The following is an 18373-nucleotide window of genomic DNA, read 5'->3' on the forward strand; positions in this document are numbered from 1 at the left end:
CTGCGGGGTCAGCCGTGCCAGGCGTCGGCGACGGCGCGGCGCACCTCGCCGAGCAGCTGCGGGAGCGCCTTGGTCTTGGCGATGATCGGGAAGAAGTTCGCGTCCGAAGCCCAGCGCGGGACGATGTGCTGATGCAGGTGCTCGTCGACGCCCGCACCGGCGACGTGACCCTGATTCATGCCGATGTTGAAGCCGTCGCAGCGCGACACGGCACGCAGCACACGCATGCCCTGCTGCGTCAGCAGCCCGATCTCGGCGACCTCTTCATCCGTCGCCTGGTCGTACGTCGCGATGTGGCGGTACGGGCACACCAGCAGGTGGCCGGAGTTGTACGGGAAGAGGTTCAGCAGCGCATACGCCGTTCGCCCGCGGAACACGATGAGACCGTCCTCGTCGGACTTGCGCGGCGCCTCGCAGAACGGGCACTCGTGGCGCAGCACCTCGGGCCCCGCCTGGATGTAGGCCATGCGATGCGGGGTCCACAGGCGTTGGAACTCGTCCGGCACACCCGGCAGAGTGGCCGCGTCGACCAGTGCCGCGTCTGAAAGATCGTCCTCACCCGCAACCGGGTCGTCGCTCACGCGAGGTCCTCGGCCGTGTTCACGAGGGCATGGCTCGCGATCGCCTCGCGGATGCGGCGCACCGCGTCGTCGATGGGCACGCCGTTCTCCTGCGACCCGTCGCGGAAGCGGAACGAGACCGTGCCGGCGGACCGGTCCTGCTCTCCCGCGATGAGCTGCAGCGGCACCTTCTGGGTCGTGTGGGTGCGGATCTTCTTCTGCATGCGATCGTCCGAGTGATCGAGCTCGGCCCGCACGCCCACGGATCGAAGCGTCGAGATCACCTCGCCGAGATAGTCGGCGAACTCCTCGGCGACCGGGATGCCGACCACCTGCACCGGCGACAGCCACACCGGGAACGCCCCGGCGTAGTGCTCGAGCAGGATCGCGAAGAACCGCTCGATCGAGCCGAACAGGGCGCGGTGGATCATGATCGGCCGCTTCTTCTGGCCGTCGCGGTCGGTGTATTCCAGCTCGAATCGCTCGGGCAGGTTCGGGTCGACCTGCACGGTCGAAAGCTGCCACACCCGACCGATGGCGTCCCGTGTCTTGAGGTCGATCTTCGGTCCGTAGAACGCCGCCTCACCGGGGACCTCGGTGAGCTTGAGCCCGCTGGCCAGCGCGACGTTGCGCAGCGCGTTCGTCGAGTAATCCCAGAACTCGTCCGAGCCGATCCACTTGTCCTTCTCGTCGTCGCGCATCGACAGCTCGAGCTCGAACTCGTCGAGTCCGAAGTCGCGGAGCATGGAGATCACGAACTCCAGGACTCTCGTGGTCTCCGCCTCGAGCTGCTCGGGGGTGACGAAGAGGTGCGAGTCGTCCTGTGTGAAGCCGCGCACGCGGGTGAGTCCGTGCAGGGCGCCCGAGAGCTCGTTGCGGTAGACGGTGCCGTTCTCGGCGAGCCGCATCGGCAGGTCGCGGTAGCTGCGGGCACGCTCCTTGTAGATCAGGATGTGCATCGGGCAGTTCATCGGCTTGAGGTAGTAGTCCTGGCCGTGCTTGACGATCTCACCCTGCTCGTCGCGCTCCTCGTCCATCACGATCGGCGGGAACATGCCCTCCTTGTACGTGACGAGGTGGTTCGAGGTCAGGAACAGGTCCTCCTTCGAGATGTGCGGCGTGTACACGTAGGTGTAGCCGCCCTCGACGTGACGACGACGCGCGTGCTGCTCCATCTCGCCGCGGACGATGCCGCCGCGCGGGTGCCACACCGACAGGCCCGAGCCGATCTCGTCCGGGAAGGAGAACAGGTCGAGCTCTTTGCCGAGCTTGCGGTGATCGCGCTTGGCGGCCTCTTCGAGACGCGACTGGTACGCGCGCAGCTCGTCCTTGGTCGGCCACGCAGTGCCGTAGATGCGCTGCAGCTGCGGGTTCTTCTCGCTCCCCCGCCAGTAGGCTCCCGCGATCCGCTGCAGCGACCAGCCGTTCCCGATCATCCGCGTGTTCGGCAGGTGCGGGCCGCGGCACAGGTCCTTCCAGACGGTCTGCCCGTCACGGTCGACGTTGTCGTAGATGGTGAGCTCGCCTGCTCCCACCTCGACGGCGGCGCCCTCGGTCTTGTCCGCGCCCCCCTTCAGCCCGATCAGCTCGAGCTTGAACGGCTCCGCGGCCAGTTCGGCACGAGCCTCTTCGTCGGTCACGACGCGGCGCACGAAGCGCTGGCCCTCCCGGACGATGCGCTGCATCTCCTTCTCGATCGCCTTGACATCCTCCGGGGTGAACGGATGCTCCACGCCGAAGTCGTAATAGAAGCCGTCGGTGATCGGCGGGCCGATGCCGAGGTCGGCCTGCGGGTTGATGCGCTGGACCGCCTGCGCGAGCACGTGCGCCGTCGAGTGCCGCAGGATGTCGAGGCCGTCCGGGCTGTCGATGGTGACGGGCTCGACGGCATCCGTCTCCTGCACGATCGTGGCGAGATCCTTCAGGTCGCCGTTGACACGGAGGGCGACCACGGAGCGGTCGGGGAACAGGGTGAACCCGTCAGCGGGGTAGGACACGGCGTCAGACACGCCCTCAAGGCTATCGCCCCGGCACCTCTCCCCCGGCTCCGGCCCCGGACGGCGTAGCCTCGGAAGCGATGAAGCGCACGAGTCTGGAGTCGTCCGCCATCGCGTCGGCGGGCTACGACCCTGCCACTGCGATCCTCGAGCTGGAGTTCACGTCCGGCGAGGTGTACCGGTACTTCGCGGTGCCCGGCTCGGTGCATCGCGGGCTGCTCGACGCGGAGAGCGCCGGGCGCTACTTCCGCGATCGGATCCGGGACACATATCCGAGCCAGCACGTGCGCTGAGCCGTCAAAACCGAAAACCCCCGGTGAACCGGGGGTTTCATGTGGTGCGCGATACTGGGATCGAAACTGTATCGGGACTACTGGGCAGATTGGCGTGATTCTGCGTTTCTCGCCCGTATTGATGCGGATGTCGGGCGATCGTGTTAAGGTCACTGTGTAGCACGAAGCCGCACGAGCGCGCAGAAGATATTGCACGGTATTGCACGAAGGGGGCCACGGTGGCCGCGAAGAAGACCCGCAAGCGCCGCGAGTCATTCGGTGCGATCCGGCTCCTGCCATCGAAGCGGTACCAGGCGAGCTACGTTGGCCCCGATGGCAACCGCTACACCGCACCCCTCACGTTCACTGCGATGGAGGATGCACGAGGCTGGCTTGCACGCCGCCGCATCGAGATTGTCGACGGACTGTGGAGCCCCCACGAGGCCCAGGCCGCTACAACGGCGACCAAGTCGAAGGCGACGACGTTTGCCGACTATGCAGAGCAGTGGATCAGCACCCGCACAAATCGCCACGGCGAGCACCTGCGGCCTCGGACAGCAGCTGAGTACCGCCGGCTTGTGAAGGGGCCGCTCGCGGACTTTGCGGAGTCCCGGCTGTCTGGCATCTCCCCCGAGACTGTTCGGTCCTGGTACTCGGAGCTCCTCAAGTCCGGAACGAAGACTCAGGCCGCGCGAGCCTACGAACTACTTAAGGCCATCCTCGCTACCGCTGTTCAGGATGGGCGGCTCAAGTCGAACCCATGTCAGATCAAGGGTGCCGCGTCGGCGTCGAGTGGGAAGAAGGTTTACCCACCAACCGCAGCAGAGTTGTCAATCATCGTTGACAAGATCACTCCCCGGTTCAGGGCTGCTGTGATCCTCGCGGCATGGGCTGGTGTTCGATACGGCGAGCTCACTGAGCTCCGCATGAAGGACATCGAACGACTAGGCGATGTGTACGTGGTGAACGTCTCACGAGCTGTGTCGCACGTGACCGGTCAAGGGGCGATCGTAGGTCCAACAAAGAGTGAGGCCGGCGTGCGTGCGATCGTGCTCCCCCCGCACGTCACGGGCATCGTTGAGACCCACCTCAAGGACTTTGTGAGCAGGTCCCCAGAGTCGCTGCTGTTCCCTGCCGCGGACGGCGTGTCCCACCTCGCGCAGTCGGCCTTCTACAAGCACTGGGACCCCGCTAGGAGCGCCGCGAAGCGCCCTGACATGCCGTGGCACGCACTCCGCCACTACGGCGCTACGCGGGCTGCCCTGGCCGGTGCGACGCTAAAGGAATTGCAGTCACGGTTGGGACACTCGACGGTGGCTGCGGCGATGAGGTACCAGCACACTGCAGGTCGAGATGAAGAACTTGCGAGACGCATGAGCGAACTCGCTTGAGGCGGGTAATCCTGCCCGCCTGAACAGAAAACGCCCCCGTCGTGCGCGAACACGACGAGGGCAGGAACACCGAAGGGTAGATCAACGATGTCCACTACTACTCAAGATAGCGCCACCCCTACTTCTGATACGTCGCCTTGGTGGGAAGATCCGCGAGTTGCGCGCCTGCTGCACCGCGCCGCTGCTGACGGCGCAGTAATCCTGACCGAAGTCGAGTATCTGGCCGGCTTCCCCGACGACGAACAGTCGGGCGATGACTGGTGGCTGTGCGTCAACTTCGGATCCGCGGGGTGGGTACGCGTTCAATACACGACCGAGTCCGGCTTCTGGCTGCTCGAGGTCGACACCATGACGGGTGAGTTGGCGGGCAGGGCCGCGAGGATTGACGATCACCTCGCCGCATCCTTCGCTGTCGTTCGTGCCGCGGCCCTCTGTCGCGACTTGAATCGGCTCGTGAAGAGGGATCAGAATTTCTACGGCACGATCTCTGACGAGGTCGTGGCAATCATGGGCGACTGCGGCATGGAGCCAAACGAGCTTGCGGCCCGTCTATGCATCACTCACGGTGTTCTCATGTCCAAACTCTCCGGATCGACGACCTGGACACCCGTAGACATCGTGCGCCTGCACCGTACCTTCGGTGCAGAAACGATGGAGCGCCTGTACGAGGTGATGGTGCCATGAGCAAGAACATCGACCTCGAGAGCGCCGCCGTCTTGGCGATGCGTTTCGCTGAGATTGCGCGAGAGAAAGGGTGGGACGTCGGGGTACGCGAGGAGGCCCAGTTCATCCTCGCCCTAAAGGACGTCACAGCACGCCAAGCATGATCCTTTGACTGTTGGGGGGGTGCCGGGATTCGACTCGCCACCCCCCCAGAAAATTTGTTCGCAGAAAAGGGCACGTCGACGTAGGAACCCTGTTAATGTGTAACTAAGCCCCCAAAGGCCCATCGCTAAGCGAATCTCACCAGAGGCAGGCGTGATGCCTGGACCACCTCGAGATCACCGCTAACGACACTACCGACGTGATGTTGGTGGGCGTGATGCCCAGTCGAGCGGAACCGGAGCTCCCTATGAGCCGGTTCTTCTTACTGGGCCTTTCCTGTTTCTAGGAGAGCACGCCATGTGGGTTCCAATCCCCGAAGCCGCCGAGCACTACAGCCTCAGCGATGACACCATCCGCCGGATGATATCCCGCGGCGAGATCGAAGCGCGTCGCTTCGGTCCCCGCTTGATCCGCGTCAACCTCGAGAGCATCCTGGCCGGAGCTAAGCCGCTGGCGGTGGTCGCTTGATTGCCCTCTACCGCACCGAAAGCCGTGCGCAGTTGGAAGCGCGGCAGGTAGACACCCTCATCGGGCACGGCATGGCAATGTTCGACGCTGCCGGGATTCACATCTCACCGTCGAAGATGTCGAAGCTTGTCCGCGAAGCGCTCCGCAACCACGGGTACGCCATCGCGCGCTTGATCATCGAGCAGTACTTCGAGAACGCCACGCTGCTCGAGTGGGAGTCGTACCGTCGCGCGCTGCGAGGTGCCCATGTATGACGAAAGCGCCCCGAGAGGCGCTTCCGAGAACCGTTCTGGCGGGCGGGTTCGTTACGACAATTCTACCGTTGACTGCTTCCTCGCGGGTGAGCTGCACGCCCACGAACTCCCCTGGGATCTCTGGCTTCTATGGGCCGATGGTTTCCACGCCGGTGCCGCACGAGTCACGACGACCAAGTTGGCGCGCGTCGAGCGTGAAGCTGACGCGCTCTACGACCTCGCCTACAACGGCGACAAGGCACGTAAACGTCACGCCGATCTGTTGAAGCACTTCGACGTCGTGCAGGCCCGCAAGAAGGCGGGTGTCGCATGACTCATACCTTCACTGCTGAATGGCTCATGGCGCAGTCGTTCCCTCCCATCCGCTATGTCGTACCTGGTGTCGTCCCCGAGGGCATGACGCTGCTCGTCGCAGCTCCCAAGATCGGCAAGTCGTGGATGGTTCTCGGTCTCGGGGTTGCTCTCTCGTGCGGCACCGACGCGCTCGGAGCCCTGCCTGTGGGGGAACCGCGACCCGTACTGTATCTCGCCCTTGAGGATGGCCCCAGGCGGCTACAGGACCGACTGCTACGGCTGAACCCCGCGGAGGTGTCGCCACTGCTGGAGTTTCGTGTCGAAATCCCGGCCGGTGCCGTTATCGAGACGATCACCGAGTTCATGACAAAGCATGCCGGGTCTGACCCTGTTGTGATCCTGGACACCCTCGGGAAGGTGATGCCACCCGCCGGTAACGCATCCCAGTACGGGCACGACTACCGCGTCCTGTCGGCCCTGAAAGCGACATGTGACGCTGTTCCAGGCTCGAGCCTCATCATCGTGCATCACACCCGCAAAGGTGGCGGTGAGGACTTCCTCGACGCGGTGAGCGGCACGCAGGGCATCGCCGGGGCCGCAGATACGGTTCTCGTGCTTAGGCGTGAACGGAACGAAGACCGCGCCACGCTTCACGTCACATCGAGGGACGCGGCCGAAGGTGAATATGGCCTGCTCATGACGGAGACGGGTGCCTGGCAACTCGACGGGCAAGACCTTGCAGGTGCCGCGCAAGCCGCTCAGAACGCCAAGAGCACGGCTGGTGTGGGTGACCGCATGGCCGACGTGATCGCGACTGTCGGAAGGTTCCCTGAGGGCATCAAACCGAGCGATGTGAAGACGCTCATGACTGGTGTCGCCGGAATCGATGAGTATCTGCGCCGTGCCGTCGAATCTGGGCGGCTAGTCAAGCTGGCCCGCGGACTCTATGCCCCCGTTAGAAGTGTGAGAAGTGTGAGATTCCCCGAGATTGACGGATACGAAACTCACAAACTCACACAACTCACACCCCCTGAACTGAGTGGGGTGAGCGCCTGATGGGCCGCCCTGCACCGAAGCCGGCGAACTGGAACGAACTCGTAGCGGCATGGAACAACCCCGAAGAGTTCGAGGCACAGCGGCGCGCATATCTCGCGATGGTGGGCGCTCAACGGGCGCAGGAAGCTCGCGACTGGACGGAGGCGAACCGTGGCCAGGAGTGACCCGGGAGAAGCCGAGTACGCCGCGCTCGTCGAAGCAATGGAGACCGACCGCCCCGCATGCCGGGACTACGAGTTCTTCACCGCCGACCACACCGGCGCCGCCCAGAAAGCGCTCGCATCCCGCTTGTGCGCCGCGTGCCCGCTCCGGGACCTCTGCCGTGACTACGCGGAGGCATCGAAACCCACCGCGGGCATCTGGTGCGGCATCCCATATCCGAGACGAAACCGAAAGCTGACCCCATGACCGACGACAAACCCAACCGCCGTGGCCCCCTTGACCGCGCCGAGTCCATCAAATGGCCCGCGAACCGCTCACGCGAACTCAAACCCACCGCAGCAGAGATCGACCTACAACGGGCGCAGGCCGCCCTCGCGAAGCTCTTCACCGCGATTGAGAACTACAACCAGTTCGCGGAAAAAGCAGGGCAGGCACTCACACGGGAGGACATCAAAGGCATGACGCCCGAAGAAGTGGACGCTGCATACGACGCAGGCGACCTCGACCAGGCCCTGGGCCGCATCACCCCGGCCGACCAAGAACTCGTCGACCGCGCCACCAACAGCCAAACCATCACCTACACCGAGGCCAAACGCCTTCACGAAATGGGCCACTCCGAACTCGTAGCCAACCTCCCCATCACGAACATCACGAAGGACGGGAAGGACTGACATGGCGATCATCCCAACCATCGAAACCGACGACGAGACGACCACCCTCGACTACTCGCGCGGACTGGTCTACGCCCTCCTCACCAAATACGCCGACGAGTCGTTCTGGCGCATCGAGATCCAACTCTCCAGCACCGGACTCACCACACGCGAAGAACAAGTGGAAGCCGCACACACAGTGATAGCCGCCACGAACGACCTCATCAACCGAAACACGAAAGGCCAAGCATGACTAAGAAGACCACCACCCTCGACCTCACCACCGCCCAGCAGGCAGCAGCCGAAGCCGACAAACGTGTCACAGAGATCCAGGACGCGATCGTCGCCGGTGACCCGAACATCAAACCCGGAGACATCGAGACCGCCGAAGCAGACGCACGACTCGCGCACCTCCGCATCGAAGCCGCCCGCAACGCCGAGCTCGACCAAGCCGAACAGACCCGGCTGAACGCCATCCAAGCCATCCGTGCCGAGATCGAACACACAGTCGACAACCCCGACGCATACGTGCAGGCACTCCGCACAGCCGAAGAAGCAATCATCGCGTTCCACGAACTCAACGAAACCCGCGTCGAACAGCTCCGCGCGTGGCGCCGCCGTCTCCGTGAACTGGACGTACCCGAAGCCCCAGCAGGCACCGACACCCCCGAGCCACACGGCATTGCACCACTCGAGTTCAGATACGACCGACCAGACATCCGCGTGGGACAAGGACAGATCGGCGCAGCCAACGCAACCCGCTACCTGAAAGCGCTCGTCGACCTACCCCTCGCAGCACTCCGCGACCCATCCCGACGCCCCGTCGACCTGTACACACAGCTCACACGAGAACTCGGATACATCCGCAAGCCCGATACAGACCAGCCGCCGCAACCCTAACCAGACGGCTCAAATGGGGTGGGTCTAGCCAACCCACCCCCCTGCGGGGTGGGCCAGGTCGACCTCCCCACTCCAACCCGTCGGCAAGCTGGAAAAAACTGGGCGTTATGGCAACGTTCCGATTTTTGGAAGGAGGAAAGATGAATGATGCACTGATTGACAGTCTCGGGTCACGCGGACGTGAGTTCTGGGATGAGCAGCAGAAGCAGCTTGAGTTTGACCCACATGAGGCACAGGTGTTGCTCGAGGCGTGCAGAATCCTCGACACGATCGAGGAACTGTCTGCGGCTATCGCCGCCGATGGCGTGATGCTGGTCGGCTCCCAGGGTCAACCAGTTCTGAACGGTGCTGTCGGAGAACTGCGGCAGCAGCAGGCCGCTCTCGCACGGCTGATTATTCAACTCAACCTCGATGCTCCCGACGTGGCCGGCGCTGTCACCGCGAAGGCTGCTGCGGGACGGGCGGCGGCGCAGAAGCGTTGGCGTGACCAGAAGGATCGTAGTGCCTAGGCGGCGTGCGTCCGCCAGCGGAACGCAGACCTTGAACGCTCCGGCTGAGCTGTTCGACCGGGAGTCTGCCCATTGGCGAACTACTCGAGCGCATGCCTCATGGCTGATCGCGAATGGATTGCCGCCCCGAAGCTACTACTGGCCCGACGAAGGACCCGCACAGCTTAGGCGGGACGCTGTCGAGGCGTGGCTACGCGCGAACGGTTGCGCACACCCACGGTGGCCGCGCGGGCCGCTCGATTGGCATGCGGTTGCGGCGACCGGGCTCGACTTCGGCCCGTTGGGTCGAGAAGCGATGGACGAGCAACTTGCTCGATACACAACTAAGGAGAACTGACCATGCCTATCGAAGCAATCTTGGAGCGGATGAGGCCCGTTGAGGGTCAGCCCGAACTGACGGGGCGCATTGGGGAGTTGATTGCGCGTGCCCGTGCAACGAAGCCGGATATGGGAGCCCTCGAGATCGCGATTGACGATCTTGTGGCGTCGATTGAGTTTGTGCAGATCACGGGGCCGGCGTGGCGTGACCTGGTGGCGGTCAATCCGCCGCGGAAGGGTGCGACGCATGACTTTGCGGTTGGCTACAACGTCGATTCGCTGGTGCGGTCGTATCCGACGCGTTCGGTGTGGCGGAACGACGAAGAGATCGCGACTGTTCTGGTCGATGGCGAGCCGGTCACGGATGAGCAGTGGGCAGAGTTCACGACTCTTCTGAACGGTGCGGGCTTCGAGGATGCCGCGACCGTGTTGTGGGCGATTCATTACGGGAAGCCGCGGGCACGTCTCGCTGCGCTTCAGGTTGCGGGGGGATCGAACAATGGCTGATCGCCAAGTCAAGACCACCCTTTCGGTGCAAATGCAGCAGTACGTCGATGGGATGAAGAAGGCCGCGAAGGCCACGCGTGAGACTTCAGACGAGGCGAAGAAGCTTGCCGAGCAGCGAGAAGCGTTCAATCAGCTAGGACGGGTCGGACTGACCACCGGGGCCGTTTTGGCGGCGGGGTTCGCTGTCGCTGTAACCAAGATGGCTGAGTTCGACGCCGCGATGTCGAATGTGGCCGCTACCGGTCAGGACGCGACAGACAACATTGATGCGTTGCGGGAGGCTGCGCTTGAAGCGGGTTCTTCAACCGTGTTCTCCGCGACCCAGTCTGCGAACGCGATTGAAGAACTGGCGAAGGCGGGTGTGAGCGCTGCGGACATCCTCAACGGGGGCCTTGCAGGGGCGCTCGACCTCGCAGCGGCAGGAGAGATCCAGGTCGCCGACGCGGCTGGTATCGCTGCGACCGCGCTGAAGACCTTCAACCTCGAGGGCGACGACATGTCGCACGTCGCGGACCTGATGGCCGCGGGTGCCGGTAAAGCGATGGGTGGGGTTGATGACCTGTCGCAGGCGTTGGATCAGGTGGCTCTCGTCGCCAGTGGTGCGGGCCTCTCGATCGAAGAGACAACGGCGGGGCTTGCGGCATTCGCGTCTCAGGGGCTCCTTGGGTCGGACGCAGGTACGTCGTTTCGTACGATGCTTGGTTCGCTCACGCCGAATTCCGCTGCTGCCGCTGATGAGATGGAGCGACTTGGGATCTCCGCGTTTGATTCGCAGGGCCAGTTCATCGGTCTTGCGGAGTTCGCCGGCAATCTCCAGACGTCACTCCAAGGACTGACAGACGAACAGCGTCAGGCCACGATCGAGATGATCTTCGGTCAGGACGCACAGCGTGCGGCGAACGCTCTGTACAAGGAGGGTGAGGCGGGCATCCGCGCCTGGATCACCGCCGTCGACGACCAGGGATACGCCGCCCGCACCGCAGCAACCCGCCTCGACAACCTCAAGGGGGATTTCGAGGCGTTGCAGGGTGCCATTGACACGGCGTTCATCCAAACCGGTGCCGCCGCGAACGATTCGATCAGGACGCTCGTGCAGACCCTCACGGGCCTGGTGGATAGCTATAACGACCTTCCCGAACCGGTGAAGGGTGCGACGCTCGCTGTCGGCGGTGCCACCGCCGCTATCGGCCTGGCGAGCGGTACGGCCCTGCTAGCGGTCCCGAAGTTTCTTGAGCTTCGGGACGTGTTGCAGAAGTCCGGTATCGGTATGGGGGCGCTCTCGCTTAAAGCCGGGGCCGCGGGGGCGGCGTTGGGTGGCCTGTTCGCCATTGTGGGTGAGCTGGCACGCAGGCATCAGGAGGCGCGGGCGAAAGCGGAGTCGTACGCGGGTGCGATCGAGCAGGGCACCGAAGCCGTCCAGAACATGACGCTCGAGAACCTTCAGGCGGAGGAGTCGTGGCTGTGGGTTACGCGCGGATCGGCCGCTGATGCTGCCGAGAAGTTCGGGTTCACATTGAGGGACCTGGCGGACGCCGCCGAAGGCGACAAGGACGCGCTGAAGGCCATGAATGACGTCATCGCCGCAGGCCAAGGAGATCAGGATGCAGCGAACCGTCTGATGGATGAGTACGGGCTGAGCCTGCTCGAGGTGTCGTCTGCGTCGGGTCTCGTGGCGGAAGCGATTGGGAACGAGTCGAGAGCGCTGGCTGAGGGAGCGAGGATTCTGGACCAGAAGAAGGAAGCAACCGAGGAGGAAGCCGGGTCGACTCGTGACGCCGCCCAGGCCTACATGGATGCTGCTTCCGAGGTATCCGATCTGAACTCGGAGTTGTCGCAACTGATCGAGACGATCAATGAAGCGAATGGTGTCGGGCAGGACGCGATCACGGCGAACTTGAACTACCGGGACGCTCTCGCTGAAGTGGATGCGCTGATCGCGGAGGGCGCGACCGGCTGGGACGCGAATACGCAGGCGGGCCGCGACAACCAGTCGATGCTCGTTGACATCGCCAAACAGGCCCAGGACGCCGCTGAAGCCGAGTTCAAGCTGGACGGGAACACTGAGAGTTACCGGGCGACGCTGGAGGGATCGCGGCAGGCACTCATCGACCGAGCGATGCAGTTGGGTGCGAACGCTGACGAGGCGGGGGCGCTCGCGGACCAGATCTTCCGAATCCCGTCTGCGACGGAGTGGGAACTGATCGCGCACACGGCGGCAGCACAGGACGCTATCAACCGGTTCATCTGGGCGAACGACGGACGTCGGGTGAACCTCATCGTGGATGGGGTGCCGGGACGTCAGGTTCACGGTACGGATGTCCTCGCTCGCGCGTTCGGTGGCCGCATCAATGGGCCAGGTACAACGACGTCCGACTCCATCCCGGTTATGGCGTCGGACGAGGAGCACATGCTGTCTGCCGCTGAGGTGCGCGGTATGGGAGGCCATGCAGCCGTGGAGGCGATGCGAGCCGCCGCCCGCGCCGGTCAGTTTGATCCCGGCCAGTTTGACTCCGGTCAACACTGGGTTGCGAGTGCCCCCATGTACGCGACACCACACGGAGGCGCTGCGGCCAGCGTGAGCTTCCCCGAAACGATCACCCTCGTAGACGCGGACGGGTCGATCCTCGCCCACGCCAGAGTCATCGCAGGCGAAGCTATCGCCTCGAACAACGCACATCTCAACCAGCAGGACAACGCTGGAAGACGCCGCCAGTATTGAATGAGCACATGGGAAACGAGAGCTGGGATGACGCTGATGACGCGCGAGTGGTGTTCGAGACCACGCCCATGGGCCACCCGACGCGTGTGGCGACTGAATTCTTTGCCAACTTGATTGGGGGCAATTTACACGAAGTCGAGCTCAGAGCCTTCATAACCCCTGAATCGTGGGCGGGGTGGGGTGATTTCGAGTGGATTCGCTCGAGACTCACGGAGGCCGACCGACCGGTTATCAGTTCCGGGATCGAAATTGCGGCACCGGATGTCGTCTACGTTCCAGTGCTGAAGGGGTACGACGGGCCGGGGTACGTTCAGCCAGGCGAAAAGGTGGATGTGGTCGGCGTGTTTACGATGGTTTGGCGTCCAGATGCGGGGGGCTGGCTGGCCTTCGGTTTCGGCTACCCGGCCTCACTCTCCGATATTCCAAGGACATCACCCGGTGTGGCGCCGCCGCTCTAGTTCACCGCGCCAGATCGCCTCGCACGCCTTCGAGTAGTTCGCCGACCGCGTCGTTCCCTTCAGCGTCCGACCAACGTGTCAGGGGAACCGTCAAGGTAGGGCGGTCGCCGTACCGCAACTCGAGCGAGAGTCCGCGCGGAAAGCGCACCGGGTGACCGGTATTCCTGGACGGCAGCGGGTCTACGTGGAGGATCGACATACTCTCGAGTTCCCGACGCCGCCACAAGTCAGTCCGCACCTGAGCACCACTGTCCCCCTTCGCCACATCGGTTACGAGCGCATGCACGACGGCCTTGCCTGTGAACGCAATCACCTCGTCGCGCTCGCTGGCATCGTCCGCAAGGCTGCTCGTCAGGTAGACGATCTGACTGTCCCCTGCGGCGACGTGGATCTGGGTGAGGAGTGTCCAGTACCAGTGAGGCCAACGCTGGCTGTCGTCCATGGTGAAGAACAGGTTCGCTCGGGGGTTCGCTGACAGAATCCGCTGATTGATGTCGGCGAGGCGATCGGCGACGTCTTTGTACTCGATCTCGGGCATGTCGATATCGAAGCATGAAGCACCGACAGATGGACGATCTCGTGTGCACGGAGCACACACAACACACTTAGGGCATCCCACGCCGGGGTGCCCTCGATCCTTCACCGGGTCGGGTTTGAGGGGGCGTTTCGTCATTCCTGACCGGGCGCGAATTCAGCAGGCGGTGCGTCGTCGCGTATGTCCCCCATACGGCCTACAGACGGGTTCGAAGACGGGCAGATAGCTTCGACATGCAGCTGCGCCTCTCACCCAACCGGGCCGGATCATTACCGGTCCAGCGGGTACCTCGCCATGGAACAAGGGAGACGCATGAAATACGAGATCAGGCGGCGAGTAGCGGTCTGGAGCGCAACACTTGCGCTGATTGCAGGCGCACTCGTCGGTCAAGTCGGGACCGCCGAGCAGGCCAACGCGGCAGCAGTTGACCCACTGGCTCAAGCCAACGCGCAAGCCATGCTCCAAAGCGGACGCCTCACCTTTGGCCACCCGGAACCACAAGCCCAGATCCAGGCCTATGCGAACGGCGTCGAGCGCATCAACCCGAACACGGGTCGCGCGTGCAACATCAACGACGTACTACTCCAAGCGCTGAAGACGGTCGTTGTCGACCGGGGAATCGCGATTAGCATCAGTTCTCTCAACAGGTGGTGCGAGAACTCCGGGTCAACAACAAGTTGGCACTACCGCAACGGCGGCGGACACGCTGTCGATGTCAATCGCGTCAACGGGGTCGCGTCTACCGGTGGCACCGCGCAAGACCGGGTCTACATCAACGCGATGACATCGGTGCTGCCGGCACCCGCCGGCCTGGGCCAATATGGCTGCCCCGGCCACACCGTGACCGTCCCAAGCGGCTGGGTCCAGTTCCCCGACTCCTGCAACCACAACCACATCGAGTATCGAGGCCCGGATGTCCCCCCGGGAGGCGGACAGCCAACGTCGTTCACGATCTCGGAGATCGGCGCCTACAGCACCGGTTGGCAGAAGGTGTGGGTCGGCCAGAGCATCCCGTCGAACGTGTTCGCCGCGGTCAACATGGGATCCGGATGGGGTGACGTGTTCAGCAGCTCGAACGGAACGATGCTCCACACGTTCGTCAACAACGGTCAGTGGATCACCCTCGACTCCGGGATCCCACTGAACGCCACGAGCATGTCTGCAGTCAATGTCGGACAGCCCTCGCCGCACGTGTTCGCGGTTGAAAACGGGCAGATCGTGCTCATGTACGGGGATTCGGCCGGTTGGCACAAGGCGTGGACCGGAGTGAACACGACCGGGAAGATCTCTGCCGTTGTCATGAGCGACGGGTCCGTGCAGCTCATGATCAGCGAGGGTGGCGTCCTGCACCAGATGTGGGCCGATAGCGCTGGCTGGCACAAGGCTTCTACCGGAAAGCCAGTTGGCGACCAGTTCGAGGCCCTGTACATGGGCGGTAGTGCACCGCAGGTGATGACGATCCTGAACGGACAGGTGCACCAGATCTGGGCGAGCGGTACCGAGTGGATCGTCATGTCCACAGGTGTTGCCGTCAGCTCGACGGTCGGCTTCACCGCGGTCGACATGGGTGGCGGCTACCCGCAGGTGTTCACGTCCGAAGGCGGTCAGCTTTATCAGACGGCCGTGATGGGCGGTGCGTGGACGCGGATGGGCGCCGGAGTTGCTGTCAACGGCCCGCTCGACGCACTCAACCTCGGTGGCGGAACAGCCCGCATCTACACGACAGGCTGAGCATTGCCGCAGCCGCGCCCCCTCCAATCCCTGGATCGGAGGGGGCGTGGCTGTTCGCAATCCCAGGCGGGAACGCATGCTCATACTGGCGAATCTTCGACGGCACTTGCCCACACCCAACACCGATACTCCTTCCCAGACACAAGGAACCGGACCGCAACAGCCCGCGCAGTCCACATGCACGCCTCCGCGTCAACCTGGATCGGCGCCCCACCGAACCGCACCCACGCCTTCACTGTCCGCGGCTTCGGATCGGTCGTGCACGGGAGAATATCCAACTGCAGTTCTTGACGGGTTAGCGTCTCGAGAGGCCCGCTGGTGACAACGCGTTGCAGGACCCGGTCGTCCATGAGCCGGTCGTAGTGCTCCGCGTACCGCCTGTTGGTTCCCACTGCTGCCGGCAACCCCTTCTCCGGCCGATGCACCAAGGGTAGCAATCATCGAACACGTGTTCTATTGTCTTAACCCATGGCGGCTACGGAACTCGAACACGAAGTGACCCTATGGATGGCCAACGACATCCCGGTGCGGATGTTCTACGCCGGCCAGAGGTGGCGGGTCACTGACGTGCCCACACGGCTGCGGGAGTCGGTCTGGTCTGCCTCTGCGGGCTCCCCACGGGGCCTGTACGGGTGGCGTTTCCAGGCCACGAACCCGGAAGGCGATTCGTACGTGTTCGACGTGTACAGGACGCAGGACGACTGGCACGTCCACCGTGCCTACACGTAAGACAATCCGGCTGGTGATCCTGGTTACCAGTTCTCGAATCGATCGATCCAGAATTCCCGGAGGGGTAGTGGGTCACCGACGTCGAAGGCTCGGAGCGCTGTCGCATACAGGTCAAAGCGAGGCGTATCCCGCGCGACGCTCAGTTCCACAGGTGGTAGGTCGAAGCGCTGGATCATCTCGGTGAGAAACGCGCGAGTCGCGCGCCCATTGAAGTCTACGAAGGGGTGGATAGACAGGATGTTGCCCTCGGCGAACGCGAGCACCTCGATTTGCCGGCCCAGATCGGATCCGCACCACTCGATCTGGGCCAAGAGATTTTCCCCGAACTCCCGGACGAGGATCGGAACTTGCCACCAAGGGGGCGGCAGGTGCCTTCCGACAGCGACATCGACATCTCGCCACGCCCCCGCGATCTCGGGGATGATCCCAGCAAGGATTCGCGCGTGGAACGACCTTAGTAAGTCGGCGTCGAGAGCGCGCGCCGAGAAGTCTCCCTCGGCAACTTCATCCAGCAGTCCAAGCAGTTCCTCGGCGACAATGTCGGCGACCTCCGCATAACTGAGGACCCCTCGCGTCGTTTCAAGGAAGCGCGTCAGGCTGCCCGCTGATGCTTCGTCTTCCATGCAGACGAGACCGGCTCACCTTCCATGGCCATGCTCGTCACAACGCGGTGCACGGTCACCGCCCTCCGCGCCCTGCGCTTCGCAGCAGGCGTCTGGGCGCGCCAAGCGGCGACCTTGTTGACTGGAACTCTAGGCATCGCAAATCACCTGCGTTCGTACTGAGACTCTCGCTCAGTCTGGCTGACACGTACCACTGGATAGGTATAACGACGTTATTACGCTCGCTATTGCTGGATTTATTGTACCGGTACCACCGCAACCTACGCTGGGATTCTTTTGGCAATCATTCTTGTCAGGGCCGCGTCTTGCCGCGGGGCTCAAGCCCGGGAGACGGCGCACAGCCACTAGATTGAAGGCATGTCCGACGTTCTCGACGACGGCGCCCAACCACGCTGCCCCAAGTGCGGAACGGTACTCCGCGACCACCTAGGCGGGTACCAGTGCACCGCGTGTGATCTGTTCTTCGTCCGAACCCAGATCTAGGCGGGTCCGACAGGCACTTTCGCGGCATCGATGGCTTCACGAACCTCATCGGGGTCGTATCGCACAAGGGACCCAAGCTTCCGATACGGGAGCACTGTCCTCTTGTGCCGCCAGTAGCGCAATGTGCCTAGAGGGATCCGGAAGCGGTCAGACACTTCCTGCTCAGTCCACAACTCATCGGTCACGACGGCCGTCCTCAGTAACCAACAGCGGCCAGGCCGAAGGCGATCTGCTCGGGAGTGTAGCCCTCGTATTCGAGCTGGCTATAGAGCCCATCACGCGAGAAGGACGAGTACTCGAGGTAGGACGTGGCTTGTTCCGCGCACTCGGCGTTCCAGTCGGGGGCTATGAAGTCCACGGCGAAGGTGGCCTCGTCCGTGGTGTAACCCTCGTACTCCAGCTGACTAATCAGTCCGGCCCGTGAGAACGCGGAGTAGTCGAGGTAGGAGATTCCCTGCTCGACGGCGTTCTGCTGGGCAAGTGTGAGAACAGGTTTCGGGGCCTCGGCAACAACGAGGACTTCCGTCCCAGGCTCTGCCGGCACCGTGATGGTCTGCGATGTGACGATCCAGTCGTCCCCGGTCCCGTCGACCGTGGTGAAGACTAGCCCGACACCCTCGAGCGCGGCTCGCGCCTCCGCTACGGTCCCGCCCACGACGTTGGGCGTGTCCACTCGGGTGTCCTCTGGCTCCGGCGCTTCAGACGGATCCTCTGCTTCGCGCGTGGCGACAGGACGGGCGTCCGGGTCAATGACCGATGAGGTGCGGGCGCCATTGATCGATCCGATGACGATGATCAGCAGGAGCAGGGCGCCCAAACCGATGAGCACCCACGCCCACCAGCGAAGACCCTTCTTCTTTTCGGGTGGTGCCGTGGTGGCCGTCGCGACGGGCGCCGTGTTGGGGGCGGCGTCTGTGGCTGTCACTGTTTCC

General features: G+C 63.4%; 24 protein-coding genes. 19 read left to right on the top strand and 5 right to left on the bottom strand.

What is annotated here, in order from left to right:
• Positions 1 to 8: 8 nt before the first annotated feature.
• Both HF576_RS16375 and thrS read right to left on the bottom strand, forming a co-directional pair.
• Positions 9 to 581 (bottom strand): HIT family protein, encoded by a 573-nt coding sequence (locus tag HF576_RS16375; RefSeq protein WP_425523015.1) that lies wholly within the window; start codon positions 579 to 581, stop codon positions 9 to 11.
• The gene (gene thrS / locus HF576_RS16380; protein ID WP_343234320.1) at positions 578 to 2569 is read right to left on the bottom strand and encodes a threonine--tRNA ligase; all 1992 of its coding nucleotides are present in this window, start codon (positions 2567 to 2569) and stop codon (positions 578 to 580) included. Before thrS ends, HF576_RS16375 begins: the two co-directional genes overlap by 4 nt.
• Positions 2570 to 2637: 68 nt before the next feature.
• Here thrS and HF576_RS16385 point away from each other — a divergent pair, with 68 nt between their 5' ends.
• From HF576_RS16385 to HF576_RS16465, 17 genes are all read left to right on the top strand, one after another.
• Entirely contained in the window at positions 2638 to 2850 is a 213-nt protein-coding gene (locus tag HF576_RS16385; protein WP_168913917.1) for a KTSC domain-containing protein, read from the top strand.
• Positions 2851 to 3068: 218 nt separating this feature from the next.
• Positions 3069 to 4220, top strand: a complete 1152-nt coding sequence (locus HF576_RS16390) for a tyrosine-type recombinase/integrase (protein WP_168913918.1) — start codon at positions 3069 to 3071, stop codon at positions 4218 to 4220.
• Positions 4221 to 4307: 87 nt separating this feature from the next.
• Positions 4308 to 4904: a hypothetical protein gene (locus HF576_RS16395; RefSeq protein WP_168913919.1), complete on the top strand. Its 597-nt coding sequence runs from the start codon at positions 4308 to 4310 to the stop codon at positions 4902 to 4904.
• On the top strand, positions 4901 to 5047 hold the full coding sequence (locus tag HF576_RS16400; RefSeq protein WP_168913920.1) for a hypothetical protein: 147 nt from the start codon (positions 4901 to 4903) through the stop codon (positions 5045 to 5047). The genes HF576_RS16395 and HF576_RS16400 overlap by 4 nt, the downstream gene beginning before the upstream one ends.
• Before the next feature lie 295 nt (positions 5048 to 5342).
• Positions 5343 to 5513 carry a helix-turn-helix domain-containing protein gene (locus HF576_RS16405; RefSeq protein ID WP_168913921.1) on the top strand — a complete coding sequence of 57 codons (171 nt, stop codon included), beginning with the start codon at positions 5343 to 5345 and terminating at the stop codon, positions 5511 to 5513.
• Positions 5514 to 5629: 116 nt separating this feature from the next.
• The gene (locus HF576_RS16410) at positions 5630 to 5767 is read left to right on the top strand and encodes a hypothetical protein (protein WP_168913922.1); all 138 of its coding nucleotides are present in this window, start codon (positions 5630 to 5632) and stop codon (positions 5765 to 5767) included.
• Entirely contained in the window at positions 5760 to 6080 is a 321-nt protein-coding gene (locus tag HF576_RS16415; RefSeq protein ID WP_168913923.1) for a hypothetical protein, read from the top strand. Before HF576_RS16410 ends, HF576_RS16415 begins: the two co-directional genes overlap by 8 nt.
• Positions 6077 to 7117 (top strand): AAA family ATPase, encoded by a 1041-nt coding sequence (locus HF576_RS16420; RefSeq protein ID WP_168913924.1) that lies wholly within the window; start codon positions 6077 to 6079, stop codon positions 7115 to 7117. The genes HF576_RS16415 and HF576_RS16420 overlap by 4 nt, the downstream gene beginning before the upstream one ends.
• Positions 7117 to 7281, top strand: a complete 165-nt coding sequence (locus tag HF576_RS16425; RefSeq protein ID WP_168913925.1) for a hypothetical protein — start codon at positions 7117 to 7119, stop codon at positions 7279 to 7281. The genes HF576_RS16420 and HF576_RS16425 overlap by 1 nt, the downstream gene beginning before the upstream one ends.
• A gap of 37 nt (positions 7282 to 7318) precedes the next feature.
• Positions 7319 to 7525 (top strand): WhiB family transcriptional regulator, encoded by a 207-nt coding sequence (locus tag HF576_RS20880; RefSeq protein ID WP_425523021.1) that lies wholly within the window; start codon positions 7319 to 7321, stop codon positions 7523 to 7525.
• Positions 7522 to 7950 (top strand): hypothetical protein, encoded by a 429-nt coding sequence (locus tag HF576_RS16435; protein WP_168913927.1) that lies wholly within the window; start codon positions 7522 to 7524, stop codon positions 7948 to 7950. Before HF576_RS20880 ends, HF576_RS16435 begins: the two co-directional genes overlap by 4 nt.
• A 1-nt stretch (position 7951) precedes the next feature.
• The gene (locus HF576_RS16440; protein ID WP_168913928.1) at positions 7952 to 8182 is read left to right on the top strand and encodes a hypothetical protein; all 231 of its coding nucleotides are present in this window, start codon (positions 7952 to 7954) and stop codon (positions 8180 to 8182) included.
• On the top strand, positions 8179 to 8829 hold the full coding sequence (locus HF576_RS16445) for a hypothetical protein (RefSeq protein ID WP_168913929.1): 651 nt from the start codon (positions 8179 to 8181) through the stop codon (positions 8827 to 8829). The genes HF576_RS16440 and HF576_RS16445 overlap by 4 nt, the downstream gene beginning before the upstream one ends.
• Positions 8830 to 8969: 140 nt before the next feature.
• Positions 8970 to 9338 (top strand): hypothetical protein, encoded by a 369-nt coding sequence (locus HF576_RS16450; RefSeq protein WP_168913930.1) that lies wholly within the window; start codon positions 8970 to 8972, stop codon positions 9336 to 9338.
• Between the two features lie 339 nt (positions 9339 to 9677).
• Positions 9678 to 10163, top strand: coding sequence for a hypothetical protein (locus tag HF576_RS16455; protein WP_168913931.1), 486 nt, complete (start codon positions 9678 to 9680; stop codon positions 10161 to 10163).
• Entirely contained in the window at positions 10156 to 12882 is a 2727-nt protein-coding gene (locus HF576_RS16460) for a phage tail tape measure protein (RefSeq protein ID WP_168913932.1), read from the top strand. The genes HF576_RS16455 and HF576_RS16460 overlap by 8 nt, the downstream gene beginning before the upstream one ends.
• 8 nt (positions 12883 to 12890) lie before the next feature.
• Complete coding sequence (locus HF576_RS16465; protein WP_168913933.1) at positions 12891 to 13340, top strand: hypothetical protein; 450 nt, start codon at positions 12891 to 12893, stop codon at positions 13338 to 13340.
• Position 13341: 1 nt separating this feature from the next.
• Here the strand turns inward: HF576_RS16465 and HF576_RS16470 are convergent, their stop codons facing one another.
• Positions 13342 to 13878 carry a hypothetical protein gene (locus HF576_RS16470; RefSeq protein ID WP_168913934.1) on the bottom strand — a complete coding sequence of 179 codons (537 nt, stop codon included), beginning with the start codon at positions 13876 to 13878 and terminating at the stop codon, positions 13342 to 13344.
• 309 nt (positions 13879 to 14187) lie between these two features.
• Between HF576_RS16470 and HF576_RS16475 the strand changes: the two genes are divergently transcribed.
• Together HF576_RS16475 and HF576_RS16480 are read left to right on the top strand one after the other, a co-directional pair.
• Complete coding sequence (locus HF576_RS16475; protein WP_168913935.1) at positions 14188 to 15606, top strand: hypothetical protein; 1419 nt, start codon at positions 14188 to 14190, stop codon at positions 15604 to 15606.
• A gap of 468 nt (positions 15607 to 16074) precedes the next feature.
• Positions 16075 to 16335 carry a hypothetical protein gene (locus tag HF576_RS16480; RefSeq protein WP_168913936.1) on the top strand — a complete coding sequence of 87 codons (261 nt, stop codon included), beginning with the start codon at positions 16075 to 16077 and terminating at the stop codon, positions 16333 to 16335.
• Between the two features lie 23 nt (positions 16336 to 16358).
• Here the strand turns inward: HF576_RS16480 and HF576_RS16485 are convergent, their stop codons facing one another.
• Both HF576_RS16485 and HF576_RS16490 read right to left on the bottom strand, forming a co-directional pair.
• Positions 16359 to 16958 carry a Fic family protein gene (locus HF576_RS16485; RefSeq protein ID WP_168913937.1) on the bottom strand — a complete coding sequence of 200 codons (600 nt, stop codon included), beginning with the start codon at positions 16956 to 16958 and terminating at the stop codon, positions 16359 to 16361.
• 679 nt (positions 16959 to 17637) lie between these two features.
• Complete coding sequence (locus HF576_RS16490) at positions 17638 to 18366, bottom strand: Ltp family lipoprotein (RefSeq protein WP_343234321.1); 729 nt, start codon at positions 18364 to 18366, stop codon at positions 17638 to 17640.
• Between the last annotated feature and the right edge of the window lie 7 nt (positions 18367 to 18373).

Origin of the sequence: Microbacterium salsuginis, assembly GCF_012524205.1 — a bacterium.
In the GTDB taxonomy this organism is placed as follows: Bacteria; Actinomycetota; Actinomycetes; order Actinomycetales; family Microbacteriaceae; genus Microbacterium; species Microbacterium salsuginis.